This window comes from Catenulispora pinistramenti (assembly GCF_018274385.1).
Lineage (GTDB): Bacteria > Actinomycetota > Actinomycetes > Streptomycetales > Catenulisporaceae > Catenulispora > Catenulispora pinistramenti.
Genome location: NZ_JAAFYZ010000201.1, coordinates 1 through 20,628, shown reverse-complemented (window position 1 = coordinate 20,628; position 20,628 = coordinate 1). Strand labels below are relative to the sequence as shown.

At 70.3% G+C, this 20,628-nt stretch carries 17 protein-coding genes and 1 pseudogene; 7 read left to right on the top strand and 11 right to left on the bottom strand.

Annotated elements, in window-relative coordinates; genetic code table 11:
* Positions 1–467 precede the first annotated feature (467 nt).
* The 4 genes from KGQ19_RS37980 to KGQ19_RS37965 all read right to left on the bottom strand — a co-directional run bounded on the left by KGQ19_RS37980 (position 468) and on the right by KGQ19_RS37965 (position 6,344).
* Positions 468–2,915 carry an ACT domain-containing protein gene (locus KGQ19_RS37980; protein WP_212018461.1) on the bottom strand — a complete coding sequence of 816 codons (2,448 nt, stop codon included), beginning with the start codon at positions 2,913–2,915 and terminating at the stop codon, positions 468–470.
* A gap of 29 nt (positions 2,916–2,944) precedes the next feature.
* Positions 2,945–3,283, bottom strand: coding sequence for a P-II family nitrogen regulator (locus KGQ19_RS37975; protein WP_212018459.1), 339 nt, complete (start codon positions 3,281–3,283; stop codon positions 2,945–2,947).
* Complete coding sequence (locus KGQ19_RS37970; RefSeq protein ID WP_212018457.1) at positions 3,280–4,704, bottom strand: ammonium transporter; 1,425 nt, start codon at positions 4,702–4,704, stop codon at positions 3,280–3,282. Before KGQ19_RS37970 ends, KGQ19_RS37975 begins: the two co-directional genes overlap by 4 nt.
* Before the next feature lie 221 nt (positions 4,705–4,925).
* Positions 4,926–6,344, bottom strand: coding sequence for an NsdA family TPR-like regulatory protein (locus KGQ19_RS37965; protein WP_212018455.1), 1,419 nt, complete (start codon positions 6,342–6,344; stop codon positions 4,926–4,928).
* Positions 6,345–6,667: 323 nt separating this feature from the next.
* Between KGQ19_RS37965 and KGQ19_RS37960 the strand changes: the two genes are divergently transcribed.
* Both KGQ19_RS37960 and ftsY read left to right on the top strand, forming a co-directional pair.
* Complete coding sequence (locus tag KGQ19_RS37960; protein ID WP_212018453.1) at positions 6,668–7,195, top strand: hypothetical protein; 528 nt, start codon at positions 6,668–6,670, stop codon at positions 7,193–7,195.
* A gap of 61 nt (positions 7,196–7,256) precedes the next feature.
* Positions 7,257–8,441, top strand: coding sequence for a signal recognition particle-docking protein FtsY (ftsY, locus tag KGQ19_RS37955; RefSeq protein WP_212018451.1), 1,185 nt, complete (start codon positions 7,257–7,259; stop codon positions 8,439–8,441).
* A gap of 140 nt (positions 8,442–8,581) precedes the next feature.
* On the opposite strand, the gene KGQ19_RS37950 is transcribed toward ftsY, so the two are convergent.
* Complete coding sequence (locus KGQ19_RS37950) at positions 8,582–9,520, bottom strand: WXG100 family type VII secretion target (protein ID WP_230420061.1); 939 nt, start codon at positions 9,518–9,520, stop codon at positions 8,582–8,584.
* A gap of 5 nt (positions 9,521–9,525) precedes the next feature.
* On the bottom strand, positions 9,526–9,906 hold the full coding sequence (locus tag KGQ19_RS37945) for a hypothetical protein (RefSeq protein WP_212018447.1): 381 nt from the start codon (positions 9,904–9,906) through the stop codon (positions 9,526–9,528).
* 67 nt (positions 9,907–9,973) lie between these two features.
* On the opposite strand from KGQ19_RS37945, the gene KGQ19_RS37940 reads away from it, so the two are divergent.
* Positions 9,974–10,378, top strand: coding sequence for an OsmC family protein (locus KGQ19_RS37940; RefSeq protein WP_212018445.1), 405 nt, complete (start codon positions 9,974–9,976; stop codon positions 10,376–10,378).
* Between the two features lie 81 nt (positions 10,379–10,459).
* Here KGQ19_RS37940 and KGQ19_RS37935 read toward each other — a convergent pair whose 3' ends face one another.
* Entirely contained in the window at positions 10,460–11,023 is a 564-nt protein-coding gene (locus KGQ19_RS37935) for a GNAT family N-acetyltransferase (protein WP_212018443.1), read from the bottom strand.
* A gap of 191 nt (positions 11,024–11,214) precedes the next feature.
* Here KGQ19_RS37935 and KGQ19_RS37930 point away from each other — a divergent pair, with 191 nt between their 5' ends.
* The 3 genes from KGQ19_RS37930 to KGQ19_RS37920 are packed head-to-tail and all read left to right on the top strand — an operon-like array spanning position 11,215 to position 14,327.
* Positions 11,215–13,440: a hypothetical protein gene (locus KGQ19_RS37930; protein ID WP_212018442.1), complete on the top strand. Its 2,226-nt coding sequence runs from the start codon at positions 11,215–11,217 to the stop codon at positions 13,438–13,440.
* Between the two features lie 44 nt (positions 13,441–13,484).
* Positions 13,485–13,955 carry a hypothetical protein gene (locus KGQ19_RS37925; protein ID WP_212018439.1) on the top strand — a complete coding sequence of 157 codons (471 nt, stop codon included), beginning with the start codon at positions 13,485–13,487 and terminating at the stop codon, positions 13,953–13,955.
* 36 nt (positions 13,956–13,991) lie between these two features.
* Entirely contained in the window at positions 13,992–14,327 is a 336-nt protein-coding gene (locus tag KGQ19_RS37920; RefSeq protein ID WP_212018437.1) for a DUF6317 family protein, read from the top strand.
* 15 nt (positions 14,328–14,342) lie between these two features.
* Here the strand turns inward: KGQ19_RS37920 and smc are convergent, their stop codons facing one another.
* The 3 genes from smc to KGQ19_RS37905 form a co-directional block, all read right to left on the bottom strand.
* Positions 14,343–18,023, bottom strand: coding sequence for a chromosome segregation protein SMC (smc, locus tag KGQ19_RS37915; RefSeq protein ID WP_212018435.1), 3,681 nt, complete (start codon positions 18,021–18,023; stop codon positions 14,343–14,345).
* A gap of 255 nt (positions 18,024–18,278) precedes the next feature.
* Positions 18,279–18,488 carry a hypothetical protein gene (locus KGQ19_RS37910; RefSeq protein ID WP_194898995.1) on the bottom strand — a complete coding sequence of 70 codons (210 nt, stop codon included), beginning with the start codon at positions 18,486–18,488 and terminating at the stop codon, positions 18,279–18,281.
* Positions 18,489–19,026: 538 nt separating this feature from the next.
* Complete coding sequence (locus KGQ19_RS37905) at positions 19,027–19,551, bottom strand: hypothetical protein (RefSeq protein ID WP_212018433.1); 525 nt, start codon at positions 19,549–19,551, stop codon at positions 19,027–19,029.
* Between the two features lie 76 nt (positions 19,552–19,627).
* Between KGQ19_RS37905 and KGQ19_RS37900 the strand changes: the two genes are divergently transcribed.
* Positions 19,628–19,987 carry a CAP domain-containing protein gene (locus tag KGQ19_RS37900; RefSeq protein ID WP_212018431.1) on the top strand — a complete coding sequence of 120 codons (360 nt, stop codon included), beginning with the start codon at positions 19,628–19,630 and terminating at the stop codon, positions 19,985–19,987.
* A 173-nt stretch (positions 19,988–20,160) separates the two neighbouring features.
* Here the strand turns inward: KGQ19_RS37900 and KGQ19_RS37895 are convergent.
* A pseudogene (locus KGQ19_RS37895) lies at positions 20,161–20,628 on the bottom strand (hypothetical protein); the annotation flags it as partial.

Below are 20,628 nucleotides of genomic sequence, written 5' to 3'. Positions count from 1 at the left end.
GCGGTTCGCGAACTGAACCCGAAGCTTCACGCGACGGCACGGATCCTTGACTGTCATCTGCACCAACATCGCCTGGGAGGCCGGGCCATCTCATGGTGCCCTGGGTCACCCTCATTTTCCGGCTAGCTTTTGACCTTGCACTGGCTTACTGAAGTTGAAGAGGCCTGAGGTGCGGCGGGGTTGTGAACGCGCGAACCGGCAGCCGACAAGCACACCCGCCGACTCGAACCCCGAACCGGCACAACTATGACCGAAGGCCGTAAAAAGCTTTGAAAGCCACAGACTAACCGCAACCCGGCCCACAAACTCCAGCCCCCCAAAACAACCCGAACCCCGAACAACCCTCGCGGCGCGCCCCGTGCCCACCTTCGCTTCCAGAACCCCGCAATCCCGCAATCCCGCAGCCCTGCCTCAGCACGGCACTAGTAGCCTCTAGCGCTCTTAACGCACCTCACTACAGCGCCCCACTACAGCACCTCACCCACAGCGCCAGCCACCCGCTCCGCCGCGTCATCAGAAAGCGGCGCGCCAGCCACCGTCACTACGTAGAACACATCGACCGCCTCGGCGCCCAGCGTCGAGACCCGCGCCGAGCGCACCGAGACCCCGGTGCCCGCGAGCGCCGAGGCGACGCGGTAGAGCAGGCCTGGCGCGTCTCGGGCTTTCACCTCCAGCACGGTCGCCGAGGCCGAGGCTCCGGGCAGCACGGCCACGCTCGGCGCGGCGACCAGGCGGTTGCGGCGTTCGCCGGCCTCGCGGGCGGCCAGGCGGGCGGCGACGTCCAGGGTGCCGGCCAGGGCCGCGCGGACGTCCTCTCGTAGCCGGTCCTGGAGCGCGGTGCTCCAGTCGGCGGCGACCAGCCAGCGCTGGACGAAGACGCCGTCCACGGTCTCGGTGGTGGCGGCGCGGATGGTCAGGCGGCGCAGGGCCAGGATGCCCGCGACCGCGGCCAGGACGCCTATCCGGTCCGGGGCCGCGACCGAGACGGTCTGCGCGTCTTCGAGTTCGACGACGATGCCGTCCGGATCGTTCCTGCTGCGCGCTGCCAGGGCCGCGGAGCGGGCCGGGTCCGAGGGCTCGGCGAGCGGCGGGTCGAAGCCGAGCAGCGCGGCCTCGGCACGGACCGTGAGGCCGTGATAGAGCCCGGCGCGCCAGGGGTTCCAGGCCGCGGGTCCGGTCGCCTTGCTGTCGGCCTCGGACAGCGCGCGCAGCAGTCGCAGCGCCTCCAGCCGCGGGGCGGCCAGCTCGGCGAGTGCGTTGAGGAGCGTGTCGAGGGTGGCCGGGTCGTCGGGGTCGCGGGCGGTGGCCAGGCCGGGGAGCAGCAGATGGTGCCGGACCAGACCGGTCAGGGTGCTGACATCGGCGGGGCCGAAGCCGAGCGCCGGGGCCAGTTCGCCGGTCAGCTCCGCACCGACCTCGGAGTGGTCGCCGGGCAGGCCTTTGCCTATGTCGTGCAGCAGCGCGGCGACCAGGAGCAGGTCGGGCCGGTCCACCCGGCGCGCGAGGTCGGCGGCCGCGACGACGGCCTGAAGCGTGTGCCGGTCGACGGTGTGGACGTGCAGGCTGTTGCGCTGTGGCAGGGACCTGATACGCCGCCACTCGGGCAGCAGCGAGTGCAGGACGCCGGAGCGGTCCAGCGCCTCCCAGACCGGGATCAGCCCGGAGCCGGCGCCGAGCAGCGTCACGAACTCCTCGCGCGCCGCCCGGGGCCAGGGGCGCGGCAGCGGCGCCGACTCCTCGGCCAGGCGGCGCAGGGTGTTCGGCGCGAAGGAGAGTCCTGATTCGGCGGTCGCGGCGGCGGCGCGCAGCACGAGGACCGGGTCGCGCGCGGGGGCGGCGGCGCGGGCGAGGTAGACCTCGCCGTCCTGTTCCACGACGCCGTCGGCGAGTGGATTGCGCACCGGACGCCGGGCGGGGTTGCGCGCGGCGAAGGCGGCGTCCACTTGGCGCCAGGCGGCAACGGCTGCGTAGGAGATGGTGGTCGCGGCCTCGGCCACTCGGCGCAACAGGAGGTCGGCGTCGGTGGTGTAGAGCTCTGAGGTCAGCAGGTCCGCGCTGCCGGTGATCGCGTTGGATTCCTCGCCGCCGGTCGGCAGGATCACCGTCGCGTCGCCCGCGGAACCGAGGTCGGCGGCGAACAGTTCGTTGTCCTCGAAAGGCTGAGTCAGGGTCCGGTCATCCTCCTCCCCCAGCACCCCGGCGTCCCGCAGCAGCGCCGCGATCCCGTCCTGCTCCTGGAGCAGCAGGCGGTCCAGCGCGCGGCCCGAGACGGTGTGCAGCGCGTCCCGCACGTCCAGCAGGAACTCGCGGGCCCGTTCCGGCGCCCCGTGCGGCACGTCCACCAGCCAGGTGGCCGAGATGAAGCGCAGCATGGTCGAGTCGCGCAGTCCGCCGCGCGCCTCCTTCAGGTCGCCCTCCAGCCGGTACGCCAGCTCCCCGTGCCGCGCCACCCGCGCCGCGTACTCCTCGCGCAGGTCGCGCAGGCGGCGGGGGGCGTCGCGGCGCCAGTCGGCGAAGACCTGGGCGCGGATCGCGGCCACGAGGCCGGCGTCGCCGGCCACCAGACGCGAGTCCAGCAGACCCGAGGCCACGGCCAGGTCGGTGCGGGCCAGTTCCCGGGCCTCCTCGACGGTGCGGACCGAGTGGTCCAGTTTGGCGCCCGAATCCCAGACCGGGTACCAGATCTTCTCGGCGATCTGCCCGATGGTCTGCGGGGCCAGCGACGCCGCGTGCAGCAGCACCACGTCCAGATCAGAGCCCGGGGAAAGCTCCTGGCGGCCGTAGCCGCCGACCGCGACCAGCGCTATGCCCGGCTGGTCCGGCAGCAGCGCGGCCAGGAAGGCGTCCGCCGCGTCCGAGCGCGCACGCCGGACGGCCGGCCCGATCTGCTGACCGGGCCGGCCATCGGCTCCCACGCCACTGGGGCTCAGGGGGTGCTGGTCCACTACAGCGCCGCGCCTCCGGTCTCACCGGTGCGGATGCGGACCACTTCGTCGACCGGGGTGACCCAGATCTTGCCGTCCCCGATCTTGCCGGTGACCGCCGCCTTGACCACCTCGTCCACCAGCGCCTCGACGTCCTCGTCCTCGCACAGGACCTCGATCCGCAGCTTCGGCACCAGGTCGACGGTGTACTCCGCGCCCCGGTAGACCTCGGTGTGGCCGTGCTGCCGGCCGTAGCCGCTGGCCTCGGAGACGGTGATGCCGTGGACCCCGAAGCGCTGCAGGGCCTCCTTGACCTCTTCCAGCTTGAACGGCTTGACGATCGCCGTGATCAGCTTCATGCCTTCACACCCTCCGTGACGTCGTTGTCGGCCTGGTCGGCCTTCGCCGGCTTGTCGGCCTTCGCGGGCTTGGCCGCGGGCGCCGCCTCCCCGGCCCCGGCCAGCGACGTGCGCAGCGAGCCGGCCAGCCGGCCCCAGTCGTAGGCGGTCTCCGAGTGCTCGCTGCTGTCGATGCCCTCGACCTCGGCGTCGGCGCTGATCCGCATCCCGATGGTCTTGTTCAGGACCCAGCCCAGGATGAAGGAAACCACGAACGAGTACGCCAGCACGATCCCCGCGCCCTCGCTCTGCGACAGCAGCTGGCTCGCGCCGCCGCCGTAGAACAGTCCGGCCTTGGCGCCGTTGCTGTAGCCGGAGACCATGTCCTTGGTGGCGAAGAAGCCGATCAGCACGGTGCCCAGGATGCCGCCTACCAGGTGCACGCCGACCACGTCCAGCGAGTCGTCGTAGCCCAGCTTGTTCTTCAGGTTGATCGCGTAGCAGCAGACGAAACCGGGGATCAGGCCGACGAACATCGCGCCCAGCGGCGAGACCGAGGCACAGGCCGGGGTGATCGCGACCAGGCCGGCCACGGCGCCGGAGGCCGCGCCCAGCGAGGTGAAGGTGCCGTGCTGGATCTTCTCGGCGATCAGCCAGCCGACCATCGCGGTGCAGGTGGCCACCTGGGTGTTGATGAAGACCATCGAGGCCTGGCCGTTGGCGCCCAGGGCGGAGCCGGCGTTGAAGCTGAACCAGCCGAACCACAGCAGGCCGACGCCGAGCATCACGAACGGCACGTTGTGCGGCCGCATCGGGTCCCGCCCGAACCCGACCCGCTTGCCCAGCACCAGGGCCATCGCCAGGCCCGCGGCGCCGGCGTTGATGTGCACCGCGGTCCCGCCGGCGAAGTCCATGACGTGCAGGTTCTTGTTGATGAAGCCGTTCGGCGAGAACACCCAGTGCGCGACCGGGAAGTAGACCAGAGTCACCCAGGCCGCCACGTAGACGGTCCAGCCGACGAACTTGGTGCGGTCGGCCAGCGAGCCGGAGATCAGCGCCGGGGTGATGATCGCGAACATCAGCTGGAAGCAGACCACCGCGATGGTCGGCACCCCGGTCGCGCCGAACAGCGTCCCGCCGCTGTGGCCGGTGCCGAAGCCCTGGCCGATGTCGTGCAGGGCCCACTGGTGCAGGCCGCCCCAGAAGCCGTTGCCGCTGCCGTCCCCCGAACCGACGTTGCCGAACGACACGGACCAGCCGTACAGGACCCACAAGATGGTCACCACGGCGATCGCGATGAAGTTCATCATGAGCATGTTCAGGACGCTCTTCGCGCGGACCATGCCGCCGTAGAAGAACGCCAGCCCCGGTGTCATGAGCAGCACGAGCGCTGAACTCGCGAGCACCCAAGCGGTGTCACCATTGCTGAACGCGGATGGCATCGCTTCTCCCTCACCTGATTCGACGGACGATGGGAGAGAGCCTGGCGGCGCACCGTTTCCACGGGCGCCGCCGAGTGTTTCCGAGCCGTGACAGATGCCCGGCCCGTGTTACATCCGGGTGAACTTGTCCCGTCTGGCGAGATCGGTCCGTTACAAAACGGACATGTGTCAGCTTCCTGTCACGAGCTCCCACGAAGTCCGCACCGGCGGGAAACCGCCGCTCACGCCGGGGCCGGCAGCACCGCGAGGGTCCGTTCGTGGACCTCCCGCACCGACCGCACGTCCGGATAGCGCGCGAGAAGGTTGCCGGCGGTGGTGCGCAGCCGGTCCTCGACCCGCTTGGAGCGCAGCCGCTGCACCAGTTCGGCGCCGCTGCGCAGGTGGGCCACCGCGGCCTCGGGCTCGCGCTGCTGGAGCCGCACCGTCGCCATCCCGACGACGTTCAGCGCCCGGCTGCGCAGATAGGCCTCGTCGGCCGTGTGCAGCTCCACGGCCCGGTCTATGTTCTTCGCGGCCTGTTCGGTGAGCTGCGGATAGCGGTAGGCCAGGTCCCGGTAGGAGTGCCCGTTCTCCCCGGACAGCTCGGCCTCGGTGAAGAACGCGGCCCAGGTCGGGTCCCCGCTGCGGGACCGGTCCACCTCATCGCCCGGGAACAGGTCCTCGGCGGCGGCGATGGCCCGGCGGCAGTTGTCGCTGTCGCCGAGGTTGGCGTAGGCCCGGGCCTCCATCGCGGCCAGCAGCGACTGCACCCGCGCGGTGGTGGTGCCGTGGCTGCCGTACTGGGCCAGGTGCACCAGTTCCAGCGCGTCCTGGGCCCGGTTGATGTGGATCATCTGCCGGGCCATGGTGGCCAGCACGTGCGCGCCCAGCGGGGTGTCGCCGGCCTCCCGGGCGGCGTGCAGCGCGAGCACGAAGTACCGCTGCGCCGAGGGCTGCATGCCTATGTCGTAGGCCATCCAACCGGCGAGGAGCGCCAGTTCCGCGGCGGTCCGGAACAAGCGCTCCGCCAAGGACGGCGCGTAGTTGTCCCGTAACAGCTCGGTGACCTCGTGCAGCTGGCCGACCACGGCCATCCGGCGCAGGCCGCCGCCGCACTGCGCGTCCCAGCTGCGGAACAGCCGGGTGGTCTCCTCCAGCCGGTCCATCTCCTCGGCGGTGACCCGGCCGGCCGGGCGGCCGTTGACCGAGTGCTGCTCCGGCACCGGGCTGAGCCAGCGCTTCATCGGCTCGATCAGGGACGGGCCGGCGGACAGCGACAGCGAGGTGCCCAGAAACCCGCGCCGGTTGAGCATCAGGTCGCTGCGGGCGAAGTCGCCCAGCAGCTCGATCGAGCGGCGGCCGGTCCACGGCAGGTCGACGCCGGAGGTGGCCGGGGGTGCCGCGGGTTCGCGCAGGCCGAGTTCGGCGTGGGTGATCACGGTGCCGAAGCGCTCGGAGAACAGCTCGACCAGGATGCGCGGGGCCGGGTCTCGGGGGTGTTCACCGTCGAGCCAGCGGCGCACTCGCGAGGTGTCGGTGGAGACGTGGGCGGCGCCCAGCTGTCTGGCCCGTTTGTTGACCAGTCTCGCCAATTCCCCCTTCGACCACCCGGAACGTTGGAACCAAGAATTGAGCAGTTCGTTGGGCGGCTTGCCGGTCATTCTTTGTTGCCCCCTGGAGATTCACGCCGGTCCGGCCGGAATGCGAAACCCTGTGTTGCAGAACGTAACCGCACCGCGACGATGCCCGCAGCCGAACGTTTTCGAACACTGCGATTCGCCAGCGTTCGCCACCTTGTCGAACCACAAGTTGTCGGACAACACAGGTCTAACGACCATCACGGGCGGGCAGCGTCAGGGCGGGACCCGTCGGTGCGGTGCCGGACCTGCCGGCATGGGCTCGGGACTGGGCTCGGGACTGGGCTCGGGACTGGGCTCGGGACATGGTGCGTGACTTCGGGACCGCTGTCGGCGTTGGAGGATGCATGCGAGTTCGCCTGGGGGGTGCGCGCCACCCCCACGCCCGGCCGACGGCGGCGCTCCACCTGCCCGCGGCCTATGACCTGTTAGACGTGCCGGCCGGGGCCGGGCACCGGGTGCTGTTGCAGATGGAACGCGTGGGGGCGCCGTTGGGGCCGGTGCTGAGCGTGCAGGCCTCGGGGCCCGGGCACGAGCCGGGGTGCGCCCGGCGGCTGCAGTTCTTCGTGGAGGCGGGCACCACGGCCTCGTTCCTCGCGGATCTGAAGGACCTGGGCTGGGACCCGGGCGAGACCGACATCCGGACCGTCGGCGTGGTGCTAGCCGCCGAGACCCCGCTGCCGGCGGCGGGCAGTCCGCGGTGGGTGCGGTCGCCGGAGACTTTCCCGGAGACACCGGCATTCCTCAAGGCGGCCTCTGAGCGGACGACGGTGCTGCCGCCGGCCCGGTTGCTGCTGGGAGCCCTGGCGTACGCGTGCCGACGGGCCGAGCAGCGGCGGGCCTGCGTACTGTTCGCCGGGAGCCGGGCGGGCTGACCGGCGGGCGGCCGTTCGACAACGGCCGAACCACCGGGCTCCACATGCGAGGATGTCTCCCATGGAGTTCCTCGTCATCGGCATCATCATCGCGGCCATAGCCATCGTCGGCGCGACCGCCCTGTTCTACCGTGCCCGAGGCCGTCGCCGTCCGGTGGCCCCGCCGCCCGCGGCCCCGTCCGTGACGGCCGAGGCAGAGGACTCACCGGCCGGGACCGGGGGGACCGCCGTCGCCGAGCGCGCGCCGCCGGTCGCCGCCACACCGGTGCCCGAGGCACCGGCCGCCGAGGTCGAGCTCGAGGTCCCGGAGCCCACCGCCGGCCGGCTGGTCCGGCTGCGCTCGCGGCTGTCGCGCTCGCAGGGGACGCTCGGCCAGGGCCTGCTGAAGCTGCTGAGCCGGGACAAGCTCGACGAGGCCACCTGGGAGGAGATCGAGGACACGCTGATCGCGGCCGACCTCGGTGTCGGTCCGGCCGGCGAGCTGGTCGAGCGGCTGCGCACCCACACCCGCGTGCAGGGCGCCCGGACCGTGGACGAGGCCCGCGCGCTGCTGCGCGAGGAGCTGGTCGCGCTGATCGACCCGGCGCTGGACCGGTCGCTGAAGGTGGCCAAGCACCCCGCCGCCGACGGGGCGCCGGAGCGCCCGGCGGTGGCGATGGTGGTCGGCGTGAACGGCACCGGCAAGACCACGACCACCGGCAAGCTGGCGCGGGTGCTGATCGCCGACGGCTACACGGTGGTGCTCGGCGCCGCCGACACCTTCCGCGCGGCCGCCGCCGACCAGCTCCAGACCTGGGGCCAGCGGGTCGGCGCCTACACCGTGCGCGGGGCCGAGGGCGCCGACCCGGCGTCGGTCGCCTTCGAGGCGGTGAAGGAGGGCACCGGGATGGGCGTGGACACCGTGCTCATCGACACCGCCGGCCGGCTGCACACCAAGACCGGGCTGATGGACGAGCTCGGGAAGGTCAAGCGGGTCGCCGAGAAGCAGGGCACGGTCGACGAGGTGCTGCTGGTGCTGGACGCCACCACCGGCCAGAACGGCCTGGTGCAGGCCCGGGTGTTCGCCGAGGTCGTGGACATCACCGGCATCGTGCTGACCAAGCTGGACGGCACCGCCAAGGGCGGCATCGTGGTGGCCGTGCAGAAGGAGCTGGGCGTGCCGGTGAAGCTGGTCGGGCTCGGCGAGGGGCCGGACGACCTGGCGCCGTTCGACCCGGAGGCGTTCGTGGACGCGCTGCTCCAGTAGCGGAGCGCAGACACCAGCTGGAAGGGCGGCCGGAAAACCAGCCGCCCTTTCTGCTCGGGTCCAGCTGTTCGGAGCCTGTCCGGCTACTCGGAGCCAGTCCGGCTACTCGGAGCCTGTCGGGCTATTCGAAGCCTGTCCGGCTATTCGGAGTCGACCAACCGCTCGATCCGCTTCACCTGGTCGATCTGGAAGCAGCTGTGCATGTGGGTGAGGCCCTTGAAGCCGCTCACGCTGTCCAGCACATGCCGGGTGTTCGCGTATATCCCCTGCAGACGCCCCGCGGCCATCGCTATCTGCTTCAGCACCCAGGTGATCTCCACCTGCGCCTGCGCCGCGACCGCCGGCGTCATGGTGCCCACCGACATCACCTCCTCGACCAGGAAGCCGCCGAGCGAGCCGATCAGCAGGTTGATCAGGCCGGTGATGGTGCCCTCGGCAAGCGCCGCCTCGCCTTGCAGGCCGCGCAGCGCCTCAGAGCTCTTGGCCAGGTTCTCGGCCAGGGTGTCGAGTTCGGCCAGGTAGTCGGCCAGCAACGGGTAGAAGTGCTCGGAGGTCTCGTCGGCCCAGCTGTTGTGCAGGGTCGCGGCCGCCGAGCAGAGGTCGGTCACGGTCTGCTGGACGTGGTCGTGCGCCGCGTCCCAGGCCTTGGCGGCCCGCGCCAGCTCGTCCGGGTCGCCGGTCAGCTTGTCCAGGAACTCGAACGGGCTGGGCAGGCCGGTGTGGTGCGAGACCCAGGCCAGCAGCCGCTTCTCCAGCCCGGTGATGCCGACCAGGTGGATGTGCGGGTGGGGGACCTCCAGATGCGGGAAGTGCCGGTTGGCCAGGGTCTCCAGCTTCTCCTGGTCCCGTTCGCGCGCGTGCTCCGGGCGCGGCTCCGGCTTCTGCCCCTCCGGCAGCGCCTCGGCCCGGGCCAGGAACTCCTCGATGCTGTGGACCTCGGCCGAGGTCTGCTCGATCTGCTCGGTCAGCTCCACCCCGGGCGCATCCTGCATCTTGCGCCGCTGGTTGCGGACCACCAGGACGCCCAGCCCCCACATGCCGAAGATCAGGACCGCGAAGCTCAGGCCCGTGATCAGCATGACCTTCACGCGTCCGCACCCCCTGACTGGCGCGGGATCGTGCGGTGCCAGGGGAAGCTGCCGGGAGCCCATTCAGTGGGCTGCGACGCCGCCGGGCCCGGGCCGCCCGGATTGGCGCCGATCGCGTGCCCGCCCTGCAGCCCGGAGACGAAGTGGTCGATGACCTCGCAGGCCTCGACGATGTCCTTCTCGGTCTCCGGAAGCCGGTTGTGATAGGCGTCGCGGACCTCGGTGGCCTCGAACATCTTCCCGAACGCGAGATCGTGGACCCGGGCACCCTCCAGCTTGCCGGGCACTTCCCGCAACGACGCCTCCGCGGTACGCAGCGCGGCCACGAACGCTTCCATGGCCTCGGGCACGTCCGTCGTCACCAGAACCCCTCCCATCAGTCGATTCGACGCGGAGCCTACTCCGAGTTGCACCTTTCGCAGCACCCCGCGAACACTGGTTCCCATGTATGAGATCAAGGTCGAACGCACCGAGGACGGGCACTACATCGCCACCAACGGCCGCGGCGCCCGCATCGAGCTGAGCGGGAACGGCGAGGGCCCGAACTTCTCGCCGGTGGAGCTGCTGCTGGTCGCGGTGGCCGGGTGCAACATCGTCACCACCGAGCCGCTGACGGCGCAGCGCGGGCACCGGATGACCAAGCTGGCCGCCTCGGCGACCTCGGAGAAGGTCGAGCGGAACAAGCTCGGGCCGGTGACCCTGAGCTACGCGGTGGAGCTGCCGGCGGACGACGCGGACGCGGCGAAGGTGTTCCACGACGTCGCCGAGCGGGTCGAGGAGCGGCACTGCACGGTCAGCCGCTCGCTGCGCGAGGGCACGCCGGTGAACCTGGAGCTGGACGGGATCTGAGCCATCTGAGCCATCTGAGAGGGCTGGGCCGTCGAGGCCGAACCGCGCCCGGGGCCGGTTCGGCCGGCGGGAGCGAGGGAATTAGCGCGAGATCTCGTCGGTGTGCAGGATCCGGTAGAACTGCTTGCTGTCCGCCCACCGGCCATTGATATACAAGTGCGAACGAGAGACCCCCATCTCCTCGAACCCGCACTTGGCCAGCACCCGCTGCGAGGCGACGTTCTCCACGTTCGTCCCCGCCTCGACCCGGTGCAGGTTCCACCGCTGACGGGCGTGGTCGCAGACCGCGTCGACCGCCGCGGTCGCCAGCCCCTTGCCGATCAGCGCCACGTCGACCCAATAGCCCATCCGGGCATTGAGGAAGATGCCCAACTCGATGTTCGACAACGTGACGCTGCCGTACACCTCGTCGTCCCCGCGATCGAAGACCCAGCGCTCAGCCTGCCCCGCACCGCGCTGCTGATCGAAGTTCCTGAGCCGCGAGTACTGGCCGGCCTCGGTGTAGAACTCATCGGGCCGGATCGGATCCCACCGCTCCAGGTGGTCGAAATTGCGTTTGTAGGCCCGCGCGAACGCCGCGGCGTCGGTCAGCCGGACCGGCCGCAGGGCGACGTCTTCGGTCAGGCGTATTTCCCCAGTGGTCATCGCAGCAGGGTAAGGGTCAGACCGGTTCGTCTTCCATGGCGTTCTCGGCCTGACCTCAACTGGGCTCCTCGCCAGCCCGCGCAATTTCGGGTAAGAGTCTAGCCGGGGAGGGATAGTGTCTCAGGATTCGTATAAGTAGGTTCGTGCACGGGTTTCACAGCGAGGGAGTCGCTGGACGTACGGGGGGTTCTTTGAGAAGCGCCGATGGCGACAACTACAGACCCAGCGACTGGCAACCGCTGGCCGACACGGATCCCACACCGGGAGACCTGGGCGAGATAGCCGACCTGGGCGCATGGTCCGGCACCCTGGCCGACAGGCTCGATGCCACGGCGGACCAACTGGGCCAGACCTGTGTCGACGAATTCTGGAACTCGGCTGCCGGCCTGGAGTTCAAGCACCTCGTCGACTCCGTGGCCGCCCGGTGCCGCCAGGCGGCGTATCGGTTCCGCACGGCGGCCGACACTTATGGCACGACCACCGGCACCGGCTACGCGGTCGCGCTGGCCGGGTTCCAGTCAGCGGCGGGGAAATCCCTGCTCAAGGCACAGGTAGCCCGTGACGACATCACGAACCTGGCCCGAACGAACCCGCTTCTCAATCCGCCTGGGCCCATCATGACGGCTTACGTCACGAACCACCTCACGCCGGACGTGGCTGAGGAGACGCAGGCGGTCCCGGGGGTTTCGGACCTCGGCTTGGAACTGCGCCAGGCCCGTGTCGCCCTCGACCACGTGATCGCGGACCGCGACGCCGCAGCGTCCCAAGCCGCTGCGAAGCTGGACTACCTCGCGACCGCCACCGGGATCTCAGACGCCGGTCCCGCGCTGCAAGCCGGCGAGACCGTCCAGACCCGCCTCGACGCCTACAACGACGCACAGCAACTCACATGGGCGCTCGCACACCCCGACGATCCCCAGGCCAAGGCCATCGTCACTCGCGTCGCCGCCGACCTCGACCGCCGCGCCAACGATCCCGGCTTCGTCACCGATGTCGTCAACCAGTCCGGCGCGAGCCTCGGCGGCATCGCCAGCCTGCTGCGGGGCAACCCACCGCCGCCAATGCCGAGCGACCACACGCGCCCACTAGACGCCGCGTCCCAGACCACCCTCGCCGCCTTCGGCGCCGCCCTCGCGGCCACGGTCAAGTCCGACTCGCTGTCTCCTACCGCGTTCACGCAGCTCACGTCCTCGAAAGACGCGTGGTCGACGGCGATGTTGCTCCAATACGGCCCCGACGGCGCCGCGTACGGCGATGACCAGGGCAAGCTCCTGCTCGCGACACTGGCGCGAAACCTCACCGACAGCCTCATCAACAACAAGGACGCGAACGGCCTCATCTTCCCGCCCGGGCAGGACGCGTTCGCCGCCGTACTGAACCGGGTCTCCGAAAACCCCGGAGCCGTCCGGCTCGCCCTCGGCGACGGCACTCCAGCAGCAAGCCAGTTCGCGATGAACCTGGCGGCGATCGGCATGGCGGTGCCGGCGCAACATCTCAATCAAGACCTCGCCGCCCAGCAGGCGGCGGTGGCCAAGTTCCTGTTGTCGTGCGGCATACCTCCGGATCGCACCGATATGACCGCGATGCAGGGGACGTTGAACATCATGACGTCGTTCATCGACTATCAGCAGGCCAATGGAGGGTCGGCCGGCGGTCCGGTGCAAAAAGCGCTGCAAAGCTACACAGTGAACTACATGGCCGATTTATCGCAGGTCCTGGGCACGTCCGATCGGGGGCTGAGTTTGGCACCACCACCGACGGTCAAAATCGGCCAGGACGATCTGACAAACCTCCTCAAGCTTGCCTATCCGGACGCCAACTCGATCGGGTCCTACAAGGCGACCGTCGCACAGCAAGTGGTCGCCGCATTAGCTGCATACGGCAAAGATCCCCAAGCCCAACCACTCTACGACTACCACCATCTGAGCAGCTTGTACGGCGCTGTGAACACCGTCGAAGGCGATCTGGTCACGGATGCGGCTTCGGCACAGGATGCCGACGCAGCCGACCGTTTGCTAGTGGTCAACATCCTTGCCGGCGGCTACGGCAACGAACATCTCGATTCGACGTCCAGTAACTACGGGCAGCCGATTGCCGGGCTCCTCGGGCCGGTCCTCCCGTCTTGGTTCGACACCGGTCACGTCCAGAAGGCTCAAGCTGACCTGCACGAGCAATACGTCGGCGAGGAGCGAACGATGGAGATCATGCTGCTCCAGGCTTATGTCGACTCGGGGAGGGCCACTGACGCGGACCTCGCCTCGCTGGCGCCAGTCCTCGAGAACGGCAACGTGCAGGGAAACCTTGACTTCGACAAAGTCTGGGGCGCCAGCGAGGACAGGTTCACGCTCGGCGGCGAAAAACTCTCCGGCCTTGAGACCGACATGCTCGGCCGGTTCGGATGGCAGAAAGGGCAATGATGAGGCTTGGGACGAGGACCGCCTGTGTCGCTCTCGGCGGCGCGATGGCGATATTCCTGTGCGGCTGCGGAGACAGTTCGCCAGCGAAGCCTCAAGCCCAGAAACCGATCAAGGGCTGCGGCATCCCTGCGAAGTGGGTGCCCGAGCTGATCCTCGAAGACATGGTCGTCGAGGGGTTCCACGCCGAAAACGCCGTAAAAGATCCAGACGCCCTTGCCGAACTGAATACCCTGTTCACCCAAGGACGACCGGGGTCGAGCCTGGATTTCGAAAAGTGGTTCGCCGGGAACGAGGACCGCCCACAAATCGCCGTCCGCGGGATGACGATGGCCCAATGGGAGTCCTTGTTCATGAGAACCGAGTTCCCGCACCAGCCCGAGGTCTACCCCGCCGTCTGCGGCGGCTGGACGTTCGAGGGCTACCTGCAAAAGCACCCGGACATCAACAGCCAGACCTACGAGGACTACATGAAGAAGTTTCCGATCCCGGGCTTCCCGTCGGCGACCAACGGTTGACCTGCGCTATCCAGGGCCAGCCACGGAAAGGATGCCATGTCCGACCAACTGAAAGTCGATCTCGGCAAACTGAGCGACCTGAGCGGACTCCTGAGCCGGCTCCGAACCGAACTGGGCGACCTCCCGAACCACGTCGACAGCTACGCGGCCGCCATGGGGCACCAAGGCCTCGCGGACGCGACCCGCATCATGGGTGATGACTGGAACAACTTCCGCAGCCTTCTGATGACGGACATCGATACCCTCGGCACGTTCGCCGAGCAGGCGAAGAACGCGTACCAGGACACCGACGCCGACCTGTCGAAGATGATCAGCGACGTCATGGACCCCGCGCCGATGCCGTTGCACGGGCGGTACCACGCCGAAGTCTGAGGACTTCCGCGTCGGTCAGACCGTCTCGTTCTCCAGATCGGCCCGTGTCGGCTCCGCCGGCGCCTCGGCCTTGGCGGCCTCAGCGACCTCCGCCGCCTCAGCCGCCGCCTGCGCAGGCACCACCTTGGGCGCATCGCTTATGGCCCCGGTCTTCTTGTCCCGCAGCTTCTGGCTGATGACCGTGGTGACGCCGTCTCCGCGCATGGTGACGCCGTACAGCGCGTCGGCGACCTCCATGGTGCGCTTCTGGTGCGTGATCACGATCAGCTGCGAGGTGGCCCGCAGCTCTTCCATGATGTTGATCAGGCGGCCGAGGTTGGTGTCGTCCAGGGCCGCCTCGACCTCGTCCATGATGTAGAAGGGCGAGGGTCGGGCCTTGAAGATGGACACCAGGAAGGCCACGGCGGTCAGGGAGCGCTCGCCGCCGGACAGCAGGGACAGGCGCTTGACCTTCTTGCCCGGCGGGCGGGCCTCGACCTCGATGCCGGTGGTCAGCATGTCGTCGGGGTCGGTGAGGATCAGGCGGCCGTCGCCGCCGGGGAACAGGCGGGAGAAGACGCCCTCGAACTCGCGGGCCACGTCGGCGTAGGCCTCGGTGAAGACCTGCTCGACCCGGTCGTCTACTTCCTTGATGATGTCCAGCAGGTCCTTGCGGGTCTTCTTCAGGTCCTCCAGCTGCTCGGACAGGAACTGGTGTCGTTCCTCCAGCGCTGCGAACTCCTCCAGGGCCAGCGGGTTCACCTTGCCGAGGGCGGTGTAGTCCTTCTCCGCCTTCTTCAGCCGGCGCTGCTGTTCGGCCCGGTCGTAGGGCACTGCGATGTCGCCCTCGACGGTCGGCGGGATCGGCACGTCCGGGCCGTACTCGGCGACCAGGACGTCGGCCTCGACGCCGTGCTCGGCCAGCGCCTTCTCCTCCATCTGCTCGATGCGCATCCGGCGCTCGGCCCGGGCCACCTCGTCCCGGTGGACCGAGTCGGTCAGCTTCTCCAGCTCGCCGGACAGTTCGCGGACCCGGGTGCGGATGACCTGGATCTCGGCGTCGTGCTCGACCCGCGAGCGCTCCGCCTGCTCCCGGCGGTCCTGGGCCAGCGCCAGGGACTGCTCCAGGTGCCGGATGACCTGCTCGAAGCCGTGGGCCACGGCCCGCGCCACCTCGGCCTCCTCGGCCAGGCGCTCGGCCCGCTCTATGGCCCGCTCGCGGGCCTCACGCTCCTGCTGCGCGGCCCGGTCCAGCTGGTCCGCCCGGCCGGCCAGCGCGCGGGCCCGCTCCTCGGCGGTGCGCACCGCCAGGCGGGCCTCCATCTCGGCGGTGCGCGCGGCGGTGGCCGCCTGCGCGAAGTCGTCACGCCGGTCGGTGCCCGAGGCGTCTTCGAGCTCTTCGGCGGCGGCTGCGGCCTCCTGGGCTTCGAGCAGCTGGCCTTCCAGCTCCTCCAGCTGCCCCAGGTCCCGGTCGCGCGCCTCCTCGGCCTTCTCGATCGCGGCGACGAAGCGCTCCACCTCGCCGAGCGCGGCCCGGGCCTGGCCGCCGAGCCGGCCCAGCTGCTGCGCGACCCCGGCCTTCTGGCTGTCGGCCTCGCGGCGCTGCGCCATCAGCGCGTCCACCCGGGCCTTGGCGGTCTGCCGCTCGGCGGTCGCGAACTCCAACTCGGTGCGCAGCCGCTCGGCGCGGGCGCCGGCCTCGTAGAGCTTCTCGGCGGCCTCGTCGACCGCGGCCTGGACCTCCAGCAGGGTCGGCGCCGAGGACGAGCCGCCGCGCGCCGAGTCCCGGCCCAGCACGTCGCCGTCCCGGGTCACGGCCCGCACGTCCGGGGCCCGGGCGATCAGCTCGGAGGCCTCGGAGAGGTCCTCGACGACCGCCATCCGGTTCAGCAGCCGGGTGAAGGCCGGGCGCAGCTCTTCCTGGACCTGGATCAGGTCGATGACATAGCGGGCGCCTTCGGGCAGCTGCGGCCACTCGCCGTCATCCGGGTAGGAGACGTCGCCGCCCACGATCACCGTGGCCTGGCCCGCGTCCTCGGCCTTCAGCAGCCGGATCGCGTTCACCGCGCTGTCCACGCTGGTCACCGCGACCGCGTCGGCGGCGTGGCCGAGCGCGGCGGCCACGGCGGCCTCGGCGCCGGACTCCACGGTCAGTATCGCCGCGACGCTGCCCAGCAGCCCGGACAGCCGGTCGGTGGCGGCCAGCAGGGCGCCGGCGCCGTCCTTGCGGTTCAGCCCGAGTTCGAGGGCTTCCTTGCGGGCGGCGAAGCCGGCGTGCTCCTTCTGCGCCTCGCGCTCGGCGGCCCGCAGCTCGGTCAGCTTCTCCTCGGACTCCGACAGCGCCTGCGAGGCCTGCTCGACCTCGTCGTCCAGCCCGCCGCCGTCCGTCTCCAGGCCCTCGACCTCGGTCTTGAGCTCGTCGTACTCGCGCTGCACGCCCGCGGCCCGGCCCCGGGCCTCCTCCGCGGCGGTGCCGAGCCGGCCGATCTCGGCGTCGGCGGCGGCGGCCTTGGACCGCATCGCGCCGACCCGGCCGTCCAGCTTGGCCAGGTTCTCGCGCTGGTCCGCGGCGGCCCGGACGGAGGCGGCCAGCCGCCGCTCCTCCTGTTGCAGGGCGGTCTCGGCGTCGGTGCGCTGCATGACCGCGCCGGCCAGCGTCTCCTGCGCCTCGGCGATCTCCTCGGCGAGTTCGGCCTCTTCCTCGCGGATGCGCATGGCCTCGGCCTGCATCTCCTCCGGGTCGCGGCCGTGCCGCTCCTCGGGGGCGGTGCGGGAGGCGCTGCGGACCCGCTCGACGGCCAGCTGCGCCGAGCCGCGGTAGCGCTCCTTCAGGGAGCTGAGGCGGTACCAGGTCTCCTGGGTCTGGGCCAGATACGGCACCAGCGCCGCGCCGCGCTGTTCGAGCTCGGATTCCTGGGCCTGGGCTGAAGCGTACTCGTGCTCCAGCTGCTTGCGCCGGACCTTCATCTGCTCTTCGTCGGCGGCCTCCTGCTCGAAGGCCTCACGCATGCCGACCAGATCGTCGGCGAGCAGCCGCAGCCGGGCGTCGCGCAGGTCGGCCTGGATCACCACGGCCCGGCGCGCCACCTCGGCCTGCCGGCCCAGCGGCTTGAGCTGACGGCGCAGCTCGCCGGTGAGGTCGGTGAGCCGGGTCAGGTTGGCCTGCATCGCGTCGAGCTTGCGCAGCGCCTTCTCTTTGCGCTTGCGGTGCTTCAGGACGCCGGCGGCCTCCTCGATGAAGGTGCGGCGGTCCTCGGCGCTGGCCTGCAGCACCGCGTCCAGCCGGCCCTGGCCGAGGATGACGTGCATCTCGCGGCCGATGCCGGAGTCGGACAGCAGCTCCTGGATGTCGAGCAGGCGGCAGGGGTCGCCGTTGATGGCGTACTCCGAGCCGCCGTTGCGGAACATGATCCGCGAGATGGTGACCTCGGAATAGTCGATGGGGAGCGCGCCGTCGCCGTTGTCGATGGTCAGCGCCACCTCGGCGCGGCCCAGCGGCGCGCGGCCGGTGGTGCCGGCGAAGATGACGTCCTCCATCTTGCCGCCGCGCAGCGACTTGGCGCCCTGCTCGCCCATCACCCAGGCCAGCGCGTCCACCACGTTCGACTTGCCCGAGCCGTTGGGGCCGACCACACAGGTGATGCCGGGTTCCAGGCGCAGGGTGGTGGCCGAGGCGAAGGACTTGAAGCCGCGCAGGGTCAGGGTCTTCAGGTACACGTGCGGCGACACTCTCCTGCGCTGCCCGGCCGACGGGCCTGGTGATGGGGTCCGATTGACGCCTCGCCCGCCGACGTCCCAGGTGGGCGCCCGGCGAGGCTCATGGCGAGCGTACCCCCTCCAGCGCGAGGGACGCCGGAGGTCGCTCCAACGTCGGGCGGGCTGCGGGGCAGAAGTATGACGAGGCGACGTGGCTCACGCTTGAGGTGGGCACACGCCGGCCGTCGTCGAGTGGAGATGCCGCTTGGAGTGGGACTAGCGGGTCAGAGCGGGTTCGCGTTCCAGCTCGCTGAATTCGGAGTCCAGCTCGTTCGAGCTGTACTTCGTCGCAGCCAGCACCGCGTTCTCGTCCTCGAGGCGCGACACATACGCCTCCAGATCGACGACGCGCTGCTTGAGCCGCCTCATCTCGGCGACCATGCGGTGGTCCACCGCAGCGACATGCCCGAGAAGCGCCTTAGCCATAGTGAGGGTCCTTCACGATGAGTGTCTGGCGTCTTCGCCAGAACCTCTGTAGGTGTCAACCTGCCAGACAGGTGGTGCCGTGCTGCGCACTGGCTGCAAGGGCAGCGTCGGGAGCGTTATGGATCGGCGATGAGGCCCGGTGTTTAGCCGGTTTCACCACAGGGCATACCGCGCCGACAAAAAGGAGTGCGCGACTACCAGGGTCGCACCGAATGGGGTCTTGGGTCAACACGAAGCAGGGCACCGCAAAGCGGACCGCGCGGGCCGTGCAGCCACTCGATCACTTTGGGCACCCGGCCGTCAAGCTTTATCCGCGCGGTATCCGCCTTACGCGGAGCGGGAATTCACCCTGGCGGGGTCCGGGTTCGAGGTCCGCGGGGGGTGGGGTCCGCAAAGCTTTGCCCAAGTCACTCGAACGGCCTAAAGACCCTTTGTAGCTTGGCGGTATGGGCTCAGTGCTTGACGACGGGGACCGGTACGCCGGCCCTCCGACCGAGTGGTACGTCTCGGCAGAAGATATACCCATTCGGGGGACCTCTCAGTACTCCGAAGGCTGGTCCGGGTACTCCGGAGACCGGTCGGGGCGCTCCGAGGACCGGTCCGGGTACTCCGAGGACTGGTCCGGGGCCGAGACCCCGGCCGCACGCCGCCCGGCGAGCCACCGCCGCACGGCCCCGCGCCGGCGCGGAGGATTGCGCCGATCGGCGGTCACCGCGGTGGTCGCCGGGCTCGCGATCACGGTCCCGCTGATGCTGCGGGCGCGGCAGAACGACGAGGTCGCGCTCGCCCCCGGCGCTTCGGCGCCGACCGCCCCGCTGGACTCCTCGGGGAGCTCCTCAGGGAATGCCCCGGCACCGGTGCCGACCACCTCCGCGGATCTGGCGACCGGCAGCGCCGGCCGGACCGAATCGCAGGTGTCCCGGGACGCCAGCCGCTCGGCGGCCGCCGGGCTCCCGGCGCGGACCACGGCGACGAGCCCGACCGGGTCCGGGACCGGGACCGGATCCGCGATCACCTCCACGACGACTTCCACGACCACTTCCACGGCCGCCTCAACGTCCACGCCCACATCCGGCCCGGGCGGCGTCCCGCAGGCGGTTCAGGCGTCCCCGGACGAGGCAGCCTCATACGAAGCTCAAGTGGTCGCGCTGACCAACGATCAACGGGTGGCGCACGGCTGCCCGGCGCTGCGCGACGATTCCCGGCTGCGGGCAGCGGCGATAGGGCACAGCGTCGACATGCGGGCGCGGGACTACTTCGCGCACAACACTCCGGACGGTGTCACCCCGTGGACCCGCATCCAGGCCAAGGGGTATTCCGACCCGTCGGCGGAGAACATAGCGATGGGCCAGGCCACACCGCAGGCCGTGGTCGACGCGTGGATGAACTCCCCCGGCCACCGCGCCAACATCCTGAGCTGTTCGTCCAAGGCCATCGGGGTGGGGGTGCAGTTCGGGCCGAACGGTCCGTGGTGGACTCAGGACTTCGGCTATTCGTGACCGGCGGGGGCGGATCAGGGAAGGTATTCGTCACAGCATTCTGATAGTCCGCGAACTCCCTTACACCTCCCGGGCCCCAGCGGTACCATCTGGTGACTTCGGGCGCTCGGAGCGATAGGGGGACAGCGCATGGACATACGCACGTGGCAGGAAGCCGGCATCCGCGCCGGCTCCTACAGCGCGCGCCACCGGGGCCGCAGCCCGTTCAGCCCGCTGCGCCCGGCGCCGATCGCCATCGGCAGCCTGTCCACCGCGGCCATCGCGGCGTTCGCCTTCGTCGCGCCGGGGATCCTGCACGGCGGCCCGGCCGGCTCGGGGACGACGCTGCTGGACGGCGCGCCGAACCGGGTCGCGCCGCTGGCGCCCGGGTCGAGCAGCGGGGCCGCGCCCGGCTTCGTCAGCGTCACCGCGCCGACCAGCACGACCTCGTCGGACTCCCCCGCCACGCCGTCCAGCTCGGCCGCCTCCTCGACGGCGGCGTCGACGAGCAGTTCCAGCCCGGCGCCGTTCAGCGTGCGCACGTCGTCCACTTCGATCTCGTCGCCGCAGCCCTCGCAGCCGCAGCCCAGCCTGACCCAGCCCTCGCCCTCGGCGCCGTCGTCGGGCCAGGCCCCGACAGCCCCGCCGACCAGCTCGCCCAC